Consider the following 16,488-nt stretch of genomic DNA (forward strand, 5'->3'; position numbering starts at 1 on the left):
GGCTCCTGTCGGTCGGTGATCAGGCCAGGGCGGCCATTTCGGGTATGGCTTCGAACAAGTCCGCCACCAGGCCGTAATCGGCCACCTGGAAGATCGGCGCTTCTTCGTCCTTGTTGATCGCGACGATCACTTTGGAGTCTTTCATGCCGGCCAGGTGCTGGATCGCGCCGGAGATACCGACGGCGATGTACAGCTGTGGTGCAACGATCTTGCCGGTCTGACCGACCTGCATGTCGTTGGGTACGAAACCGGCGTCGACCGCGGCGCGGGAAGCACCGATGGCAGCGCCCAGCTTGTCGGCCAGGGCGTACAGGTGTTTGAAGTTGTCGCCGTTCTGCATGCCGCGGCCGCCGGAAACGACGATCTTGGCAGCGGTCAGTTCCGGACGATCGGACTTGGCCAGCTCTTCGCCGACGAAGCTGGAAATCCCCACATCGTGAGCAGCGGCAACGGTTTCAACAGCCGCCGAACCACCTTCAGCAGAAACCGGGTCGAAACCGGTGGCACGCACGGTGATCACTTTGACCGCAGCGTTCGATTGAACGGTGGCGATGGCGTTACCGGCGTAGATCGGGCGCTTGAAAGTGTCAGCGCTTTCGACCGAGATGATCTCGGAGATCTGGTCAACGTCCAGCTGAGCGGCAACGCGCGGCAGGATGTTTTTGCCGTTGGAGGTGGCAGCTGCCAGGATGTGGCTGTAGCCCGCAGCCCCTGCTTCTTGAACGAGAGCGGCAACCAGAGGGGCAACGTTTTCCGGCAGTTGGTGAGTGTATGCAGCGTTGTCGGCCACCAGCACTTTCGCCACGCCAGCGATTTTCGCCGCGGCTTGAGCCACGGCACTCACGAATGCGCCAGCCACAAGCACGTGGATGTCACCGCCAATTTTGGCGGCGGCAGCCACGGTGTTCAGCGTGGCCGGGGCCAGCACTTTGTTGTCCTGCTGGTCGGTTGAATAGTCAGCAATAACCAGGATCGTCATTCAGATCACCTTCGCTTCGTTTTTCAGTTTTTCCACCAGTTCAGCCACCGACTTGACCTTGATACCTGCGCTGCGTGCAGCCGGCGCTTCGACTTTCACGGTCGAGTGGGTGGCGGCGGTGGAAACGCCCAAAGCGTCCGCAGTCACTACTTCGAGTGGCTTCTTCTTGGCTTTCATGATGTTCGGCAGGGACGCGTAGCGCGGCTCGTTCAAACGCAGGTCGGTGGTGACGATGGCCGGCAGTTTCAGGGAAACCGTCTGCGCGCCGCCGTCGACTTCGCGAGTCACGGCAACGCTGTCGCCGCTGATGTCGACTTTGGACGCGAACGTGCCCTGACCGTAGCCGCTCAATGCCGCGAGCATCTGGCCCGTCTGGTTGTTGTCGCTGTCGATGGCTTGTTTGCCAAGGATCACCAGCTGAGGCTGTTCCTTGTCAACAACAGCCTTGAGCAGCTTGGCAACGGCCAGCGAAGTCAGGTCTTCAGCGGATTCGACGAGGATGGCGCGGTCGGCACCCAGAGCCAGCGCGGTGCGCAGTTGCTCTTGAGCGGTGGACGGGCCGATGGAGACGACGACGATTTCAGTCGCCACCCCTTGCTCTTTCAGGCGTACGGCTTCTTCCACGGCGATTTCGCAGAACGGGTTCATCGACATCTTGACGTTGGCGAGGTCGACGCCGGAATTGTCCGCCTTGACGCGAACTTTCACGTTGTAGTCGACCACACGTTTCACAGCTACCAGGATCTTCATTGGGCAGTGTTCTCTCGAAAAACTTTGATCGTTGCAGGCAGGCTTTTTGTTTTCAGATCAAGGCTAAATCGCCCCGGCTGCGCGCATTTGTTCGATGCGGTCCGTTCCCAGCCCCAGTTCCCTGAGTACCTGTTCGGTGTGTTGACCAAGACCCGGGACGGCATCCATACGTGGCTCGAACGCGCTGTTGCTGCCGGGAGGTATCAAGCTTGGGACGGTGCCGGCAGAGGTTTCGACTTCCCGCCAGCGACCACGGGCCTGAAGTTGCGGATGATCCCAGACACCTTGCATGTCGTTCACCCGAGCGTTGGCGATTTGCGCGTGGTCGAGGCGATCAATGACGGCATCGAAGTTGAGCGTGGAGAACGATTCAACGATCAGCTCGCGCAGCGCCTGACGGTTTTCCACGCGTTTGAAATTGGCCGAGAAACGCTCGTCTTTCGCCAGTTCGGGCTTGAGCAACACCTTCTCGCAAAACAGCTGCCACTCACGTTCGTTCTGTAAACCCAGCATCACGGTGGTGCCGTCACCGATGGGGAAGGGGCCGTAGGGGTAAATGGTGGCGTGCGCGGCACCGGCCCGAGGTGGCGGGGGAGCGCCGTCGTAGGCGTAGTACATTGGGTAGTTCATCCACTCGACCAGGCTTTCCAGCATCGACACATCGAGGTGGCTGCCTTCACCGGTGCGCCCACGCAAAAGCAGCGCGGACAGGATGCCGGTGTAGGCATACATGCCAGCTGCAATGTCGGCGATCGAACATCCGGCCTTGGCCATTTCTTCTTCGCCCGCGCCACCGGTCACCGACAGAAATCCACCTTCGCTCTGGATCAACAGGTCGTAGGCTTTTTTCTTTTCATAGGGGCCACCGGCGCCATAGCCTGAAATGTCACACACAATGAGCTGCGGAAATCGCTGATGAAGCGTCTCGAACGACAGCCCCATTCGCGCGGCAGCACCGGGTGCGAGGTTTTGCACGAGCACATCGGCGGTGGCCAGCAAACTGTCCAGCACCTCGGTGGCCGAATCCTGCTTCAAGTCGAGGGTCAGGCTTTCTTTCGAGCGATTGGTCCAGACGAAGTGCGAGGCCAGGCCGTTGACGCGCTGGTCATAACCTCGAGCGAAATCACCTGTGCCCGGACGTTCGACCTTGATCACCCGAGCGCCCAGATCGGCCAGTTGTCGAGTGCAGAACGGGGCAGCAATGGCATGTTCAAGGCTGACGACGGTAATGCCATCGAGAGGACGGATGTCGCTGGACTGGATCATGATTTTTTCTCTCTTGTTTTTAGAAAGAGCGCGGCAGCTCGAGCAGGTGTTCGGCGACGTACGACAGGATCAGGTTGGTGGAGATGGGCGCTACCTGGTACAAGCGGGTTTCGCGGAATTTGCGCTCGACGTCGTACTCGCAGGCGAAACCGAAACCGCCGTGGGTCTGCAAGCAGGCATTAGCCGCTTCCCAGGAGGCTTTCGCCGCCAGGTACTTGGCCATGTTGGCGCTGGCCCCGGCGTTGAGGCCGCTGTCGTATTCCTCGCAGGCACGCCAGCGCATCAGGTCGGCCGCTTCGATCTCGATGTGCGCTTCGGCGATGGGGAACTGCACGCCCTGGTTCTGCCCGATCGGGCGCCCAAACACCACGCGGTCGCGAGCGTAGGCACTGGCCTTTTCGATAAACCAGCGACCGTCACCGATGCATTCGGCGGCGATCAGGGTGCGTTCGGCATTCAGTCCATCGAGGATGTAGCGGAAGCCTTTGCCTTCCTCGCCGATCAGGCTGTCCGCAGGGATTTCCAGGTTGTCGAAGAACAACTCGTTGGTTTCGTGATTGACCATGTTGGCGATCGGCTGCACGGTCATGCCATTGCCGATGGCTTCACGCAAGTCTACGAGGAAGATCGACATGCCTTCGGACTTCTTCTTCACGTCGGCCAACGGCGTGGTCCGCGCCAGCAAGATCATCAGGTCGGAATGCTGAACGCGTGAGATCCACACCTTCTGCCCGTTGATCACGTACTTGTCACCTTTGCGCACGGCGGTTGTCTTTATCTTTGTGGTGTCGGTACCGGTGGTGGGCTCGGTGACGCCCATCGATTGCAGGCGCAATTCACCGCTGGCCAGTTTCGGCAGGTAGTAGCTTTTCTGCGCCTCGCTGCCGTGACGCAGCAGAGTGAACATGTTGTACATCTGCCCGTGAACGGTGCCGGAGTTGCCGCCGCAGCGGTTCACTTCCTCCAGGATCACCGAGGCCTCGGCCAGCCCAAGGCCGGAGCCGCCATATTCGACAGGAATCATCGCTGCCAGCCAACCAGCGTCGGTCAGGGCCTTGACGAAGGTTTCCGGAAAGCCTTTTTCTTCGTCGACTTTGCGCCAGTAAGCCGCATCGAATTCAGCGCACAGAGCACGTACGCCCTCGCGGATGGCATTGAGTTCTTCAGAGTTACGGTCAGTCATTATTATTCTCCTCAACGCGTCACGCACGGCATCAGCCCTGCGTGACCGGGTCCGGGCAAAGAGCAATCAGATCGGGTTGAAACCCAAGGCGGCACGAAAGCGATTCTTGATGTAATGACCATCGCGCGGTGGCAGCACCCGTGGCGGGTTTTCTGCTTTGATCTTGATCGTCGCGAGCTTGACGCCATCGCGGGTCGCAAAGCGCTCGCGCAGGTCATGTACGCCTTCCATGTCGCGGATTTCATCGGTCCAGCTGAAGCCGCACGTCTTCGCCACCTGGTCCAGGGAAATACCAAAACCGGCGTGGCTGACTTGCATGCCGGTTTCACCAAAGTGACCGTTATCCAGTACAGCGATGGTCAGGTTGGCGGGCTTTTGCAGTGCCACCGTGGCCAATGCGCCGAAGCCCATGAGCAACTCGCCGTCACCGGTGATCACCACCACCGACTTGTCTGGCTGCGCGTTGGCGAGGCCCAACCCGACAGTGATGGCGCTGCCCATGGCAGCCCACAGGTAATAATTCAGATCATTGTCACCGGCAGCCATGACGTCGTAGGACGCCGAACCGAGACCCGTCACGACCAGCACGTCTTTGCGGTCGGCCAGCAAGGCCTTGACCACTTCGCGGCGGCACAGGGTGTGGTTTGCGCTTACTTGACCCATTTCTTTTCTCCAATCAGGCGCTGACCGAGCAGCAGGGCAGTGGACGAATCACCGTTGAAGGCCATGGTCGCGGCACCGTGCAGCAGGGGGGCGACGTCTTCAGGGACGTCCGCGCGCCAGGTCATCACTTTCATCAGGTTCAGGGAGGCTTCGGTGGCCTGGCCCATCGGGTTCTGCCATGCGTTGAACTCGGCCCAGTCACCGCGCATGGTGACCACCATCAGCAGGGGGAAGCCGGCACAGACTTGAAGTGCCAGGGTGTTGATGCAGTTACCGACGCCGCTGGACTGCATCAAGAGGGCGCCGCGCTCGCCGCCAAGCCATGCGCCGGCGAGATAGCCGATGCCTTCTTCTTCGGTAGTGAGGACGACCGCTTTGATGTCCGGGTCTGCATAGGACATACGGATCGCCGCCGAGTGGCCCGCATCCGGTACGAAGACCACGTGTTTGACGTCGTGGGCCTTGAGCACGCGGAATACGTCCTCCTGCCAATCCTGTCCCACGGTGTGTTCAGCTTCTGTTGACATGCCAATCTCCCAAGCAGTGCTGCTTTTGTGTTTTCACACATTCTGGGAGGGATGGAGGAGAAGGACGACTACCGTTTTTGTCTTTGAGATATGCCCATTTTGTATAGCTGGGAGGTGATTGCGTGGCATGTCGGGCAACGGCGATAGCCACGCATTATGGGAAGGGAAATGATTAACGCAGAGAGTTGCAGAACCTACGGATCGCCTCGCAAGCCCGGCGCAATGAAACGTCATCCAGGGCATAGGCAATGCGAATGTAAGGGCCAAGGCCAAAAGCGCTGCCATGCACTACGGCCACATCCGCTTCGTCGAGCAGCGCATGCGCGACATCTTCGTCGGTGTGCAGTACTCGGCCACCCGGTGAGGTACGGCCGATCAATCCGGCACAGGAAGCGAACGCGTAGAACGCCCCGGCCGGGCTGACGCATTCAAGGCCTGGGGTGTCGTTCAGCAACGCCACCATCAAATCGCGACGACTCTGGAATGCAACGCGGCTTTCACGGATGAAATCCTTGGGACCTTCCAGTGCCGCGCGCGCAGCCTGTTGCGACACAGAGCTGGCGCCGGAGGTTTGCTGACCTTGCAGTTTTTCCATGGCGTCCAGCAACCAGCGTGGCCCCGTGGCGAAACCGATGCGCCAGCCGGTCATGGCATAGGCCTTGGACACCCCGTTCATGGTCAGGGTGCGCGGTGCCAGTCGTGGCTCAACCTGGGCCAGGGTATGGAACACTTGATCGTCGAAAATCAGATGCTCGTAGATGTCATCGGCCAGAATCAGCACGTGAGGGTGAGCTAACAACACCTCGGCCAGGGCGTGCAGTTCTTCCCGGCTGTACACCGCGCCGGTCGGGTTGGACGGCGAATTGAGGATCAACCAGCGGGTCTGCGGAGTGATCGCCGCGGCCAGCGCCGAGGGCGTCAGCTTGAAACCGGTGTCGGCATCGCAGGTAACGATTCGGGCTTCACCACCGCACAGTTGAACCATCTCCGGGTAACTCACCCAGTACGGCGCCGGCACGATGACTTCGTCACCTTCATTGAGGGTCGCAGCCAGGGCGTTGTAGATCACCTGTTTGCCACCGTTGCAGACCAGGGTGTCTTGCCAGGTGACGTCCAGGCCGTTCTCGCGGCGGAACTTGGCGGCCACCGCTTCTCGCAGTGAACGTACCCCGGCGACCTGGGTGTAGCGGGTGTGCCCGTGTTCAATGGCGTGAATGGCCGCTTCGCGCACATGCTGGGGCGTATCGAAATCAGGTTCGCCGGCGCACAGCGAAATGATCTTCGCACCTTGCGCCCGGCGCTCTGCCACCCGATCCATGATTCGGTAAGTCGCGGAAGGCTGGGCACCGGCCAGACGCTGATTCAGCCGCTGGATATCGGCGCTCATGCGCGGGTTCTCCACTCAGTCAGGTTCATCAGTTCCAGGGTCGAGCGGCCTTCGGTCAACGCCTGCATCATCTGCGCTTCCTTATTCGCCCGCGCTTCACCTTCGGCCAGGGTGCGTGCCGCATCCGCCTTGGGAATGATGATCACACCGTCATCGTCGGCCACCACCCAGTCACCCTGTGCCACGAAGGCACCGTTGAAATTGAACGGTTGCCCCACCGAAGGCGCACTGGCCTTGACCGTGCCTTTCACCGAGATACCGCGAGCAAACACCGGGAACTGGCGTTTCTTCAGCGCAGCGATGTCGCGTACGCCACCATCGATCACCAGCCCGACCACGCCAGCCGTTTCCGCTGCCACGGTCAGCACTTCGCCCCAGTAACCGGCGATAAAGCCACCCGTACCGACAACCAGCACGCTGCCACGGGGTACACGTTCCATCGCCAGGTGCAGGGCGAGGTTGTCGCCCGGCGAGCATTCCAGAGGGTACGCGGGGGCGGAGATGAAGGCGCCGTCCCAGATCGGGCGGATCGCACTGTCGACCGCGCAAGGCAGATGGGACGCTTCATACAGCGTCGAGCTGCCCAGCACTTTTGCCCGCGCATGAAAATCCAGGGGGAGGGGGAGCATGGTCATCAGACTTTCCTCTGCAGGCTGTGGTAACCCAGGGCGGCCCGGGCTTCTTTAAGGGTTTTGCCTTGGCTGATCAGGGCGCGAATGTCGGCTTCGACCGATTCGATCTGGCGGGCACATGCCGCCACTTCAGCTGCGCGGGCACGGGGGACGATCACCACGCCGTTGGCGTCAGCCACCACGATGTCGCGGGCACACACTCGGGCGGTGCCGATGGACACCGGCTGGTTGACCGACTGAACCTGTACGCGGTCTTTGCCGGTGCGCATGAAGCGGCCTTTGCTGAACATCGGGTAGCCATCGCCCAGTGCTTTGTTCACGTCACGGCAAACACCGTCGATGACCGTGGCAGCGATCTGCCGAGTGCCGGCGTACTGGGTCATGATGTCGCCCCAGACCGTGCAGTCGGTGCGGCCGCCGTTGTCGATGACCACCACATCGCCAGGTGCCACGTCTTCGATGAAATCGCCCACGGTGCCGGGAGGGACGCTGGCCGAGACGTACTGCACGGTGAACGCCGGGCCGACGATGACCTTGCTGTAGTTGTCCAGTGGCGCCACGCCGAGGCATTGGCCGGGCAGGCCGAGTTTGTCCAGCGCATCGGAAACGCCCGGGGTGTCCAGGCCTTCAAACAAGGCGACCAGTTCTTTGTCTTCGATGTTCATCAGGCGTGCTCCACGTGGATCGCTTCGAATTGGGTGTCATGCATCACCTCGGCGACGGAGCGACCACTGCGAACAGCCTCGACCATGCCCTCCTGGCGGCGGGTGATGCGTTCGCCAAGGTCGAGCACTTTCTCGATATAGGCTGAGGGCACAAACACGGTGCCGCAGGAATCGGCGATGACATAGTCGTTCTCGCTGACGTCGACGCCGGCCACGTTGATGGTCACGGCGGCATCGATCTGCACCACCCGATTGCGGGCACTGATCATGGTCACGCCGCGGCCATAAACCGGGTAGCCAATCGCCTCGCTGCCGTCGATGTCGCGGCTGAAACCGTCGATGACCGTGCCGCGCACTTTCTTGCTGGTCGCTGCATTGGCGAGGATATCGCCCCAGCAGGAGATGCCTTCGATTCCACCGGCGATCACCAGCACACGATCATCGCTGTCGATTTGTTCCACCACCGGGGTAATCAGGTGAACAGTGGGGACGTTGTCGGATTTAGGAGCCAGCAGCACGGTGCTGGCGCGGCCGACAATCTTTGGGCAGCTCCACAACGGGCGCAGCCCAACGGTGGCACCCGGTAGGCCGAGGAAGTCGAGCGCATCGGAAACCGTGTTGGTATCCAGCGCCGCCAAGCGATCCAGCAAACTCTTATTGATCATGGGAAAGCCCCAGTGGTGACGGAGGCGCCCAGTGTCAGCGAGACAATTTGATAGGTATATTACTAATCGCAGATGCGTTAGATACGTTAAACCTATGGATTAATCATGATCAATTTCCGACTGATTCGTCATCTCTGGTTGTTCCTGGCGGTGGCCGAAGAACAGAATTTCGGCCGAGCGGCCAAGCGGTTGGGCATGTCCCAGCCACCGCTGAGCGAGCAGATCCAGGTGCTGGAACAGGCGCTCAAGGTCAAGCTGTTTGATCGCTCGCGACGCGGTGCGAAGCTGACCCCGGTGGGGGCGGCGATTCTGCCGGCCGTGCGCAAGTTCGCCGACCAATTGGAGCGCCTGGAACTCGCCGTAGAGGAGGCGGTGGCGGGGCAGTCGGGGATGTTGACCATCGGCGCGATTTCCACGGCCATGTTTGATGTCTTGCCCGGTTTGATCGAGCAATTGAAAAGTGATTATCCGCACCTCACTGTGTCCGTGCGGGAGATCGACAGTGTCGAAGCCGTGCCGGCGCTGGAAGCCGGGGACATCGACCTGGCCTTCGCCCGGCTGGACGGTGATCTGGGAGCGTCGATCAAATCACTGCCGCTGACTCAGGACCGCCTGGTGGTGGCCCTGCCCAGCGATCACCCCTTGGCTGCACGCACGCGAATCAGCCTGTCCAGCTTGGCCACTGAACCCTTGGTGATGTTTTCCCGAAAGGTCAGCCCGGTCTACTTCGACAATCTGATCGCGACCTGCCGCGCCAGCGGTTTTTCCCCGCGCGTGCTGCATGAAGTGCGCTCGGTCGCCTCGCAAATTGCCTTTGTCAGCTGCGGCCAGGGCATCGCACTGGTACCGGCGTCGCTGAAAAAACTGGCGCCCGACAACGTGGTGTTTCGAGCGCTGAGCCAAAAGCTCAATGTCGTGACCACAGCGCTGGCCTGGAATGCAGATCGGCCCAACCCGCTGGTGGAAGAGCTGGTCACCCGACTCCAGTCCCGGGCGTGAGTCGAGCAGGGCTATGTGCGTGAATAGGCGTGAACAGGCATGATAGGTTCGGCGTATGAAAGCCTTCCCGTATTAGGAATTTACAGAAGGCTCGATTCCCTTGAAATTGCGAGCCTGGCTGCCGGCAATCCAGGCTCGGCGCTACCTTTTCGTTCAAGGAGTCAACAACGTGCCTTCTCCAGAAACGTTCACTCATGTGCAACTCCCTCTGACGGTGGAGGGTGTCCAACTGGACGTGGCCGCCATCCATCGCGACGGCGACCTTGCGCCGATCGTGTTCCTGCATGGTTTCGGTTCGACCAAGGAGGACTATGCCGACATCGTGCAGCAGTGCGCATTCACCGGTCACCCTTTCGTGGCTTACGACGCACCGGGTTGCGGCGACAGCCAGTGCAGTGATCTTTCCAGGATTTCCATTCCCTTTCTGCTGCAGACTGCGGTGCAGGTGCTCGAGCATTTTGGCATCGAGCGCTTCCATCTGGTCGGCCATTCCATGGGCGGTCTGACCGCATTGATGCTGGCGCATCAGTTCCCGGACCGGGTGCTGAGCTTCGTCGATATCGAGGGCAATATCGCCCCGGAAGACTGCTTCCTGAGTCGGCAGATCGTTGACTATCCGAGCAACGATCCCGAGGTCTTTTTCGCAGCCTTTATCGAACGTGCCCGGCACGCTCCGGCGTATGCCAGTGCGCTGTATTCCGCGAGCTTGCGGCACAAGGTGCGTGCCGGTGCCGTGCGAGGGATTTTCCAGTCGATGGTTGATCTTTCCGATAATGCCGATCTGATGAGCAAATTCCTCGGGTTGAAGTGCCCACGAATGTTCATGTACGGCGAACAAAACGCGTCACTGTCCTATCTGCCGCATATCCAGGCCGAAGGTGTCCGGCTGGCCCCCATTCCTGATTGCGGGCATTTTCCGATGTATTCCAACCCCATCGCGATGTGGCAACAGATCGCCGATTTCCAGGCGAACAGCCTCACCGGGTAAGCCCAGTCGTCCTGAGGGCTTCCTGATCGTTCGCGGGAGCCTGGCCAGGCCGCGAAGTTGAAATTCAAAAGCTGATTCAGTCACTTTTCCTGCCTTCGTGCGGCGACGTGTGCAGGTGCGTGCGTGCCTGAAATCCGTGTACCTATAACAACAAGAGGTTCGACCCATGCTTGAAGTCATTAACGATTTTCTCTCCGGCAAGCTTCTGATCGTGCTCATCGTAGGCCTGGGCGGCTACTTCACGGTGCGTTCACGCTTTGTCCAGTTCCGCCATTTTCTGCATATGTTCGGCGCTTTCCGCGATAGCGTGCAAAAGAGTGCAGGACAGATCAGCTCATTCCAGGCCTTGATGCTTAGCCTGGCGGGGCGCGTAGGTGCGGGCAATATCGCCGGTGTCGGGTTGGCAGTCACGTTGGGCGGCCCGGGCGCGGTGTTCTGGATGTGGGTGACGGCGCTGGTAGGCATGTCCACCAGCTTCTTTGAATGCAGCCTGGGGCAGTTGTACAAACGGTGTGATGCAAACGGGCAGTTCCGCGGCGGGCCGTCGTACTACATCCAGTACGGACTTAAACAACCCTGGCTGGGCAAGGTCATGGCGTTACTGCTATTGGTGACCTTTGGTTTCGCCTTCAACGGCCTGCAATCCCATGCCGTGACTCACTCGCTGAATAATGCGTTCGGTGTCTCGACGACTTACTCCGGTATTGCGATTGCCGTATTGCTTGGCCTGGTGTTCATGGGTGGCATCAAGCGCATCGCCGCGGTCTCGGACCTGTTGGTGCCGGTCAAAACGCTGGTTTACATTGGCGTGACTGTCTATGTGATCGTGCTCCAGTTTGATCATGTCCCCGGCATGTTGATGACCATCTTCAAAAGTGCTTTCGGCCTGGATCAGGCCTTTGCCGGCCTGGTCGGCAGTGCAATTGTCATGGGCGTCAAACGTGGGGTGTTTGCCAACGAGGCGGGACTGGGGAGTGCTCCCAACGTAGCCGCGGTGGCGAAAGTGGATCACCCGGCGGCTCAAGGGGTGGTTCAGGCCTTCAGCGTTTTTCTCGACACCTTCGTGATCTGTACCTGCACGGCGCTGCTGATTCTGCTGTCAGGCTTTTACACGGCTGGTTTTGAAGGCGATGGCCTGGTGCTGACACAGAACGCGTTGGCGGCAGTGGTCGGAGACTGGGGACGCACCTTCATCAGCGTGGCGTTGGCGCTGTTTGTCTTCACGTCGATCCTCTACAACTACTACCTGGGCGAGAATAACCTGCGCTTTTTGCTCGGTGACAAGCGCGCTGCGGTCATTGTCTATCGTGGTTTGGTGTTGCTGCTGATCCTTTGGGGGGCTGTGCAAAATCTGGGCACCGTGTTCGCTTTTGCCGATATCACCATGACGTTGCTGGCCTTTGTGAATCTGATCGCCCTCGCGCTGTTGTTCAATGTCGGCATGCGCTTGCTGTGCGACTATGACCAGCAACGCAAAGCCGGTATCAAGACGCCCGTCTTCGACTCAGGTCAGTTCAAGGATCTTGATCTTGATTTGCAGGCATGGCCGAACCGGGAACACGCGTCCAACGTCCTCGCCGAACCTGTCACTCAAGTTGCACCCGCGTCCGCTACCCAATGATGCAAAAAGGGCCCATGGATCTCATGGGCCCTTTTCAAACACCTGCTGTAATCGTTAGTGCTTCAAACGCTCGCAGCGTGGGACTTTGCGCAACCCTTTAAACCGGTGCGCTCTTCGACCTCACCGGAACCGCTGATGTACCCGTATCGGGACAGATTTGGCATCAACATCGCGGCGATGAACGTGATGGTCACGACGGCCGCGACATAGAAGAAGAAATACTCCTCAATGCCTTGGGACCGAAGCGACAAGGCGACGTATTCGGCGGTGCCGCCGAATGCCGCATTGCCGACGGCATACGGAAAGCCCACGCCCAATGCGCGTACCGCAGGCGGGAACAGTTCCGCTTTGACGATCCCGGCAATCGGGGTGTAGAGCGACGCAATGGCCAGGCCACCAAACACCAGCAGGAACGCCGTAAACGGACTACTTACCGACTGCAGCGAATAGAGCAGGGGGATCACCAGCACCATGGCCAACCCGGAAAACATCAGCATGTGCGCCTTGATCCCGATACGGTCCGCCAGCAAGCCAAACAGTGGCTGGCAGAACATGAAACCGACCAGGGCCGCGGTCATGATGAAACTGACCGTTTCCGGGCTGAAACCGGCGGAGATCACCAGGAACTTCTGCATGTAGGTGGTGAAGGTGTAGAAGTACAAAGAACCGCCGATGGTAAACGCTACCACCAGCGCGACCGCCCGTTTGTGCTTGAACATGCCGCGCAGCGAGCCGGCATCTTTGCGATTCATGTCTTTCTTGGTGGCGGTTTCATGCATGGCGCGGCGCAGATACACCACCACGATTGAGCTCAGGGCACCGATGAAGAACGGAATCCTCCAGCCCCATTCGCGCAATTCTTCGCCGGTGAGGGTTTGCTGAAGAATGACCACCGTCATCAATGCCATGAGCTGACCGGCAATGATAGTGAAGTACTGAAAGGAGCCATAAAAACAGCGGCGCCCAGGTGTCGCGATTTCACTGATGTAGGTGGCGCCGGTGCCGTACTCCGCGCCGACGGATAGCCCCTGAATCAACCGGGCGACGACGAGCAAAACCGGCGCCGCCACACCGATGGTTTCATAGGTCGGCATGACGGCAATCAGCAGGGAGCCGGCGCACATCATGAACACCGAGATGATCATCGAGACCTTACGGCCGCGAGTATCGGCAATCCAGCCGAAAATCCAGCCGCCGAGAGGGCGCATGAAAAAGCCGACAGCGAAGACGCCGGCGGTTGCGAGCAACTGGCTGGTGGTATCGCCTTTGGGGAAAAACGAAGCTGCAAAGTAGATGGCGGTATAGGCATAAATGAAAAAGTCGTACCACTCCACCAGATTGCCCGAGCAGGCACCCATGATGGCTCTGACGCGATTCGGACTTTTTATCTGATCGGACTTTTCAGTGTGGAGTGTTGAGTCGCTGGTAGATGCAGACATTCTGTTCACCCTTTTTTCAAGGCGAGACGATACGAGGCGCACGCTGATGCGTGTCCGACGTTGCTAGCTCGATGGGTTGATGGGCTTAACGCAGTTGTTGTGACCTTTTGACGACCAAGGCACATGAAGAGGGGGGATGTATATGAGAGGTCAGCTGTTCGCTGACTGTGCAAGGCGGGTCGGTCAGGTAACGAGAAAGGTAGTAAGTCATGGCGCAAGCCCTCGAATCTTATTCTTGTAGTCAGTCGAGCGCTCTTGGCGTCGACGTTGATTGCACGCTACCGCAGAGTGAGGAGGGTAATAAGCCGTCAGCCAGGCCTAACTGATATACCGAAATTTTATAGCTTGCCTTGCAACCCCTGCGGGCTGGGGGATACAGCCGACTCGAAAGCTGCCAGGCCCCATGCGACGCGGGCCCCGTGGCATTCCAAGGAACGCCATTGCGTTTACACTCACACTACTTTCGACGCATTTCGCGCCGAGCCCGACTTTGACTGGCCTGGTAATGGATGTCGTTCAACTCAAAACCCTGATTCATGTGGCCGAGCTGGGCAGTCTCAGCAAGGCCTCAGATCGGCTTCACATCGCACAACCGGCACTTAGCCGGCAAATTCGATTGTTGGAAAAGGAGCTCGGCACCTACCTGTTTGATCGGCATGGGCGAGGCATGGAGATTACCGATGCCGGCCGCGAAGTGCTGGCGCATGCCACGCGCATCATGGAAGAAATGGAATCCATTCGAAGTTCGGTGGTGGGCGGAAAGACCTCTTTTCGGGGAACGGTCGTCATCGGTACGACGCCGACAGTAGCGGAAATTGTCACCGTTCCTCTTGTCCGCAAAATCAAAGAGGCGCATCCGAATCTCGCCGTCAGGTTTTCCTCGGCGTTCAGCGGTTATTTGCTGGATTGGGTACAGCGTGGCGAACTGGAGCTGGCAATTTCTTACGATCCGCAACCGCTGCATACGCTGCGTATTGTGCCGGTGATGATGGAAAACCTGCTGCTGGTCGGCCCCGCCAGCGCCAACCTGCGTCTTGATACACCGGTGTCATTCGCGTCTTTGGCTGAGCAGCCATTGGTGTTGCCAAGCGCTCGACATAGCCTTCGCGTGATTCTGGATGATTGTGCGCGTGAAGTCGGGATCAAGCTCAAGACCAGCGTTGAAGCGGATTCCTTTGGCGCGATGATCGCTTTGGTCTGCAATGGCTTCGGTTTGACCGCTTTGCCTTTGGCATCGATTTACACGCAAATCGAATCTGGCGTGCTCAGTGCCGCACCCTTGGTCGACCCCATTCCGATGCGCAAATTGGTTCAGGTCTTTCCTGCAGACAGAAGGGTCAGTCCGGCTGCCAAATTCGTCGGGGATGCCTTCATTGAAATTGCTGCCGACCTGGTCAATCGCAAGATTTGGGCTGGGCACATGCTTTGAGCCAACGGCCAAAGTCCCTGCGTGCGAAAGCTGTCCATCCTTGACCCAACTTGACGCGCCTACTTACCCGTAGTTGCGCCGCTACCCACGACTTCCGTTCTTTTCTCACCACTGATGACACTGCTTTGAACCATCAAACGCGACTGTCTGGCGTATTCGGCATTTTTATATTGGGGATGCTGCAAGTTCTGGTCTGGGGAGGTTCGTTCTTTCTCATGGCCGTCATGGCCGATCCGATCATGAGAGAGACCGGTTGGGCCAGCCAATGGGTGTATGGCGCGCTGTCGCTGAGCATTCTGGTTTCCGCGATGCTGGCGCCATTGACCAGCCGGCTTATCGCCCGCTACGGCGGCCGTCCCATCCTGGCCAGTAGCGGCCTGGGCGTCGCCATCGGGTTGTTTCTGATGGCCAGTTCGACCTCGTTACCGATGTTTCTTTTGTCTTGGGCGGTGATTGGCGTCGGTATGGCGCTGGGGCTGTATGAAGCGCTATTCGCCACTTTGGGTTCTCTATACGGGGAGCGGGCGGGCAGTGTGATTACCGGCATCACCCTTATTTCCGGGTTTGCGACAACGCTGTCATGGCCTGCGGTTGCGTTGGTCATCGAGCACGTTGGCTGGCGCACGACGTGCGTGGCTTATGGGGTGTTACTGGTCGTTGCCGTGGCACCGCTTTATCTCTGGGTGCTGGCGCAGGGCGCGGGGCCACTCGCAAAAAGCCATGCAGTGAGTGATGAAAACCTCTCAATCGATCGGCGGATCTACCTGCTGCTCACGCTGATTTTTGCGCTGGGGGCAGTGATCATGACGGCAATGTCTGTCCAGCTGATTTCATTGTTGCAGGGGCAGGGCTATTCGCTTGCCGCCGCCATCGGACTGAGCGCCTTGCTGGGTCCAAGCCAGGTAGGTTCACGTGTCCTACAAGTGTTTTCGCGAAAGCGACACCCGATCTGGACGACATTGATCTCCGTGGTATTTGTGGCGATCGGTCTGTTGCTGGTAACCATAGCGCCGGCAATGACCGCGATGGGTCTGGTGATCTACGGCGCGGGTAATGGTTTGCGGGCGATCGTTCGAGGACTACTGCCGCTGGCCCTTATGTCACCCACCCATTATGTGTTGCTGATGGGGCGCATGGCTCGGCCTTCGCTCATTGGACAGGCCTTGACCCCGCTCGCTGGCGGCTACCTGTTGCAGACCTGGGGCGCTGGCGGTGTGCTTGCGGGCTTGAGTTCGTTGGCCGTGTTGAATGTGCTTTTGGTGTTGTTGCTCATTCGGCTGGTGTGAAAAGAACAG

General features: G+C 59.2%; 16 protein-coding genes. 5 read left to right on the forward strand and 11 right to left on the reverse strand.

What is annotated here, in order from left to right; translation table 11 throughout:
* Nucleotides 1-19: 19 nt before the first annotated feature.
* The 10 genes from VD17_RS05840 to VD17_RS05885 form a co-directional block, all read right to left on the reverse strand.
* Nucleotides 20-979: an electron transfer flavoprotein subunit alpha/FixB family protein gene (locus VD17_RS05840; protein WP_046053065.1), complete on the reverse strand. Its 960-nt coding sequence runs from the start codon at nucleotides 977-979 to the stop codon at nucleotides 20-22.
* Nucleotides 980-1,729, reverse strand: coding sequence for an electron transfer flavoprotein subunit beta/FixA family protein (locus VD17_RS05845; RefSeq protein WP_046053066.1), 750 nt, complete (start codon nucleotides 1,727-1,729; stop codon nucleotides 980-982). It lies immediately after the preceding gene.
* 63 nt (nucleotides 1,730-1,792) lie between these two features.
* Complete coding sequence (locus VD17_RS05850; RefSeq protein WP_046053067.1) at nucleotides 1,793-2,995, reverse strand: CaiB/BaiF CoA transferase family protein; 1,203 nt, start codon at nucleotides 2,993-2,995, stop codon at nucleotides 1,793-1,795.
* Nucleotides 2,996-3,014: 19 nt separating this feature from the next.
* A complete protein-coding gene (locus tag VD17_RS05855; protein WP_046053068.1) occupies nucleotides 3,015-4,178 on the reverse strand; it encodes an acyl-CoA dehydrogenase family protein in 1,164 nt (387 codons plus the stop codon).
* A 66-nt stretch (nucleotides 4,179-4,244) separates the two neighbouring features.
* Entirely contained in the window at nucleotides 4,245-4,841 is a 597-nt protein-coding gene (locus VD17_RS05860; RefSeq protein ID WP_046053069.1) for a thiamine pyrophosphate-dependent enzyme, read from the reverse strand.
* Entirely contained in the window at nucleotides 4,829-5,368 is a 540-nt protein-coding gene (locus VD17_RS05865; protein ID WP_003442221.1) for a thiamine pyrophosphate-binding protein, read from the reverse strand. Before VD17_RS05865 ends, VD17_RS05860 begins: the two co-directional genes overlap by 13 nt.
* Before the next feature lie 172 nt (nucleotides 5,369-5,540).
* A complete protein-coding gene (locus VD17_RS05870) occupies nucleotides 5,541-6,755 on the reverse strand; it encodes a pyridoxal phosphate-dependent aminotransferase (RefSeq protein WP_046053070.1) in 1,215 nt (404 codons plus the stop codon).
* Nucleotides 6,752-7,390 carry an RraA family protein gene (locus tag VD17_RS05875; RefSeq protein WP_046053071.1) on the reverse strand — a complete coding sequence of 213 codons (639 nt, stop codon included), beginning with the start codon at nucleotides 7,388-7,390 and terminating at the stop codon, nucleotides 6,752-6,754. The genes VD17_RS05870 and VD17_RS05875 overlap by 4 nt, the downstream gene beginning before the upstream one ends.
* Entirely contained in the window at nucleotides 7,390-8,052 is a 663-nt protein-coding gene (locus VD17_RS05880) for an RraA family protein (RefSeq protein WP_046053072.1), read from the reverse strand. Before VD17_RS05880 ends, VD17_RS05875 begins: the two co-directional genes overlap by 1 nt.
* On the reverse strand, nucleotides 8,052-8,717 hold the full coding sequence (locus VD17_RS05885) for an RraA family protein (protein WP_046053073.1): 666 nt from the start codon (nucleotides 8,715-8,717) through the stop codon (nucleotides 8,052-8,054). The genes VD17_RS05880 and VD17_RS05885 overlap by 1 nt, the downstream gene beginning before the upstream one ends.
* A 105-nt stretch (nucleotides 8,718-8,822) precedes the next feature.
* Here VD17_RS05885 and VD17_RS05890 point away from each other — a divergent pair, with 105 nt between their 5' ends.
* The 3 genes from VD17_RS05890 to VD17_RS05900 all read left to right on the forward strand — a co-directional run bounded on the left by VD17_RS05890 (nucleotide 8,823) and on the right by VD17_RS05900 (nucleotide 12,325).
* Nucleotides 8,823-9,716, forward strand: a complete 894-nt coding sequence (locus VD17_RS05890; RefSeq protein WP_046053074.1) for a LysR family transcriptional regulator — start codon at nucleotides 8,823-8,825, stop codon at nucleotides 9,714-9,716.
* Nucleotides 9,717-9,885: 169 nt separating this feature from the next.
* Nucleotides 9,886-10,704 (forward strand): alpha/beta fold hydrolase, encoded by an 819-nt coding sequence (locus tag VD17_RS05895; protein WP_046053075.1) that lies wholly within the window; start codon nucleotides 9,886-9,888, stop codon nucleotides 10,702-10,704.
* Nucleotides 10,705-10,870: 166 nt separating this feature from the next.
* Nucleotides 10,871-12,325, forward strand: coding sequence for an alanine/glycine:cation symporter family protein (locus VD17_RS05900; RefSeq protein WP_046053076.1), 1,455 nt, complete (start codon nucleotides 10,871-10,873; stop codon nucleotides 12,323-12,325).
* 62 nt (nucleotides 12,326-12,387) lie between these two features.
* Here VD17_RS05900 and VD17_RS05905 read toward each other — a convergent pair whose 3' ends face one another.
* A complete protein-coding gene (locus tag VD17_RS05905; protein WP_046053077.1) occupies nucleotides 12,388-13,764 on the reverse strand; it encodes an MFS family transporter in 1,377 nt (458 codons plus the stop codon).
* A gap of 505 nt (nucleotides 13,765-14,269) precedes the next feature.
* On the opposite strand from VD17_RS05905, the gene VD17_RS05910 reads away from it, so the two are divergent.
* On the forward strand, nucleotides 14,270-15,193 hold the full coding sequence (locus VD17_RS05910; protein WP_046053078.1) for a LysR family transcriptional regulator: 924 nt from the start codon (nucleotides 14,270-14,272) through the stop codon (nucleotides 15,191-15,193).
* Between the two features lie 176 nt (nucleotides 15,194-15,369).
* Nucleotides 15,370-16,479, forward strand: coding sequence for an MFS transporter (locus tag VD17_RS05915; protein WP_046053079.1), 1,110 nt, complete (start codon nucleotides 15,370-15,372; stop codon nucleotides 16,477-16,479).
* The last annotated feature ends 9 nt before the right edge of the window (nucleotides 16,480-16,488 follow it).

Source organism: Pseudomonas fluorescens, from assembly GCF_000968015.1.
GTDB classification, from domain to species: Bacteria; Pseudomonadota; Gammaproteobacteria; order Pseudomonadales; family Pseudomonadaceae; genus Aquipseudomonas; species Aquipseudomonas fluorescens_W.